This window comes from Magnetococcales bacterium, assembly GCA_015231925.1.
In the GTDB taxonomy this organism is placed as follows: Bacteria; Pseudomonadota; Magnetococcia; order Magnetococcales; family JADGAQ01; genus JADGAQ01.
In genome coordinates, this window is record JADGAQ010000273.1 from 1 (window position 1) to 4,218 (window position 4,218).

2 protein-coding genes are annotated in these 4,218 nt (G+C 56.3%); both read right to left on the bottom strand.

The features are described from left to right. Positions 1-15: 15 nt before the first annotated feature. On the bottom strand, positions 16-297 hold the full coding sequence (locus tag HQL56_18560) for a hypothetical protein (protein MBF0311518.1): 282 nt from the start codon (positions 295-297) through the stop codon (positions 16-18). Next, positions 218-4,218: hypothetical protein (locus tag HQL56_18565; protein MBF0311519.1), on the bottom strand; the 4,001-nt coding region annotated here is incomplete at its 5' end. The genes HQL56_18560 and HQL56_18565, both read right to left, overlap by 80 nt.

Genomic DNA, 4,218 nt, shown 5'->3' on the forward strand with positions numbered 1-4,218 from the left:
GGCAGTGGTGGCAGCCTATTTCGGGTTGCTGTCCCGTTTCGGGAAATAACCGTCTTCCATGTAGGGCATCACGATCTCGTTCTCCCCGGGGGGAATTTTGAATCCCGGAGTCATGCGGTACTCCCGGATCATGTCCCGCATTGCTCCGATTTTTTCTTTGGGAACACCAACGGCTCCCTTGTCTGTGTTGATCATTTCCAGAACCTGGATCAACTCCTCAGGGGAATAGCCTTTGTAGTTCTCTGGCAATGGTTTGACGGGAATAAGCAAATCTCGGATGGAGCGTGTCTTGCGCATATAATATTAAGTCCGTAAGGTTCTTGATTTCGTTGTTGGTAAGGTATTTGGCCAACTTCCAAGCATCGAAATGCATATTGGCATTTTTCAAGGCCTCTTTCAAGTTGTTAATGGAACCACGCTGCGGTGTCATATCCGGGTTGCCACCGAACGCCGCGACAGCTTCCACTGGAATACCCTGGGCCTGCAAGGTGACTATCATCTGTCTAATCGAGCCACCGGAAGTGATAATGTCATCCACAACCACGACCTTCTTTCCACGGGTCTGTGCATGCAGGTGTGTCGAATCCAGGAGGGCATAATCCCTTGGAAAGAGCAGCCGTTCAGGCGGTTTAAGTGATTTGGATTGACGATCGTGTTGCGGTTTAAAAACCATTTCACCATACAGCGATTTGCCACTAAGCTGATTGGCCAGTTTTTCCGCCAAGGCACGTGCCAGCATGTTCAGACCACTGGAACTGGGCTGTGAAAGAAACACTGTGTTGCTCGGATCGGTCAGCATATTCTTGAGCTTGTCCGTCAACTCCTGGTTCCAATGCCGGTTGGTAAAACGTTGGGCTGCAGCGAAATCACCAAGTTCTTTGGCTGCTTCCCAATCCCTGTCCCGGTTGAAGTAGTGGGAGCCATCCTGCATTGTTTTGGCGGAGACCCCTTTGGTCGAAAACACGGGCGGGAAAGAGGAGGTTGTGCGTGTTTTGCCAGGTTGTTGTTCGTTCGTGTTGGACTTCGGAGTCGGATTCTGCGCCAGGGTCGCAGGGGTGGAAGTCGGTGCTGTGGGGCCGGAAACAACAACGCCATCCGGGGGGGATGGCGTTGGCTGGGTGGCTGGTGCGATGGGTGTCGGGGGCGGCGAGGTGGTCGGATCGACCGCGCCTCCTGGCGGGTATCGGTGGAACTCCTCCGGGGTCATTCCGACCGCCCCGGCAGGGTCGATGACTGCGGAAGAGGAGTCGTTTGCCTTGGTTGCCCGGATCTGCTCGTCCGTGGCCAACAGGCGATCGAAGATGGCCGACAATTCCGGGTTGAGCCTGGCCTCGTTCGGGTGCGCGGCGACGAACTCCTGAATGCTCCGATACACCTGCTTCAGCCAGCCGGAAAAGCGCCGGAACAGAGGTTTCAACGCTTCGCTGGGTGCTTTGCCCTCCTGCAGATACTGCTCGAACGACCGGGCGAACTGTTCGTGGTGCGGGCGTTGTTCGTCTGTGTTCATGCCGCGCCAGGTGGTGATGTCCGCCACGCCAAATTGTTTCATCAAGGCGGTCATGTCGTCCACGATGCCCTGGGGCGCCCCCTCCATGGCTGCCAGCTCCATGGTGGCGTGCAGGAAAAAATGGCTGGTTTCGTGCAAAAAGGTGGTACGATCGGCATTCGCCAGGAGGCGGATTTCCAGGTTGGACGGGTCGAAGGTGCCTTGAGCTTGGGTGTTGAAGGACTGGTCACGGGAAGCAGAAACGCCCTCTTCAGGGGAGGACGATGATTGATTCAGATACGGATTGCCAAAATCATCTTGCAATCCGGTCAGGATATCGCGTAATGTGTAGTTGTCCGCCGTCGGCTTAGGGTTGAGCTCCGGTCTGTCAACAGAACGGGTATAGAGATCCTTTGAGGTACCGGCGGACATTTTTTTTGCAATATCCGTGTCGTACAATTTGCGTACGTCGATCTCTTCAGGGGTGATAATCCCTGGCTCGTATTCTTTCGCTGTCATTTTGACGGCGAACACTTCGTTTCCAAGTTTAAACGGCACATAGAACCGATGAATCTTTTTGTGCGCTTCGGTGCTTTTCAGAGCTTCACGACTTTCCACAAGAATGGCACTCCGCATCAACTCCGGCCAAGCGGCAACAGCCTCCAAACGTTCCACAACGGCTCTGTTTGCCGTAATTGTCCGCATGGCTGCATGTCGGATGTTCTTGCCTGAGATATCAATCTTCCAGCCGGTATTTTTGTTTTCAACTTCACCGACCAACTGTTGGCGGAACTCAGGATTATTGAACTGTTTCTGTGCGTCGTGATAATTCATGCCGGCAAAGCGTGGTTCAACCTGAACCGGTGCCATGGTTTGCTCCAGGTCAATTCCTGGATTTACAGGCTGATAAAATCCGTCCGCCGCCAGTTGTTCCCCCCCCGCCACCCTCAAGTTAAACCCCGCCCGTTTCACCCCCTGGGAGTCGGTCCAGCCATCCCGCAACTGTTTTGGGGTGATGCCCAGTTTGTCCGCCGTCACGTCGTACCATGCGCCTGCAAGGTCTGCGTAGGAGGTGTTCTCGCTGGAATCGAAGCGGCCAACGGAGTCGAGCTGTGCCTGGAGGTCGGCGCGCAGCTCTTTGGATTCGGAGAGAAAAAGCTCATTTTCTTTCTGCTTTTCCTGGACTTTGGCTGCCTCCTGCTGGAGCTGATCACTGGCCTGGGGGCCGTCTCTCTCCAACTCGTGCAGTGTGGCCTGGCCGGGTTGAGTGCGGACATGATTCAGCAAGGACTCCCGCAGCTGCGGGTGTTGCGCCATGGCGGTCACCAGTTCCGCTGCCGGAATTTCGATCCCGTGACCTTGCGTATCCGTGCGCTGCCCGGCCACCGAGGGCAAAACCGATGCTGGCTCCAGCCCGGACTGGGCGAACGCCTGTTGCAGAGGCTCGGCGTCGAAAAACACCATGGTCCCGGCGCTGGCGGTATGCAAAAGGTTGTACAACCTCTCCGGGTCGCGTGCCTGCGTCAGGGATTGCGACACCAGGTTTGCGACGCGCTCCAGTTCACCCACCATCTCCTTGGCAACTCTTCGTTCTTCGAACCTCTGGGACACTTTCGCAATTCCTCGGCTTGCGCCAGCAGCAAGCGGGCCCTGGATAAGGGTGGCATAGGTGGTGATGCGCAGATCTGCCGGGAGTTGCTGCAAGTAATCGTCAAAAGTTTTTCCCTTGTTCCTCTCGATGTGCAGCCAGGTGAAGAAATTCTGGACCACGGTGGTTGGCAACTCCGTAACCAACTCTTTTCCCAGCACCTCTCCGGCCAGTTTTCCAAGAGGAGTGCCTTTGGCGATCCCCCGGACCAGGCTTGTCCCCGGTATAAGCTCGAACACATACTCGGAGCCGAACTGCTCCATGCCATACAACGCGGCTTCCGGCAGACCGAGACCGGATTGTCTGGCCTGTGTGATGCCACTCAACCCGACAGGCATGGACATGCCCAAGACGGTGGTTTTTCCAACCCCCTTGATGGCTTCCTCAAGCGCCGCCTTGCCGGACGAAGTGGCGATGAATTGCTTTATCGTGGCAGGGTTGATTGCAGTAATCCCGGAGCGCCCCATGGTCGTCGTGAGGCGGGCGAGAACCACTGGCCCGGCTGCAACCAGCCAGGGGAGATTCTGTCCCAGAGAGATGCTCGCCGTTTCCGCCCCCTGCGCAAACTCGCTGGTGCCGATTTTCAGATTGTCGTCAATCAGATTCATGGTGCCGGACGCAATGTCCCGGAATTGGTCAACCTGCTCTTCCACCTGTTTCACAATGGAATCGGGGAGCAGATGCAGCGCTTTCAAGGGTGCGAGGGTCAACTCCAGATTGAATGCGCCAAGGTTAAAACCGAACACAGGAATGGCTGCTGCGGCAGACGCAGCAAGGCGGGCGGTAAATTTTCCAATCCCATCCACCAGGTCCATCAAGGTGTTTTTGTCATCATGGGAGATGCGGGCGTTGATCGGATCGCTGTAGTAGCGCGCCAGGACAGGATATTTCCCGGTGACCGGATCAATCCTGACCAGGGCGTCGAAATCCACCCCGTCCACCGCCTCCTGCTGCTTGAGCAGGCGGGGGTTGGCGGCCAGAACCTGGGGCGGCAGGTTTAATTGTTTGCCCATCCGGTACTGACGGGCTGCCTCTTCCGGGCTGGTTCCGGCTGCGGCCATCAGGTTCTGGCGCAGGGTGTAGA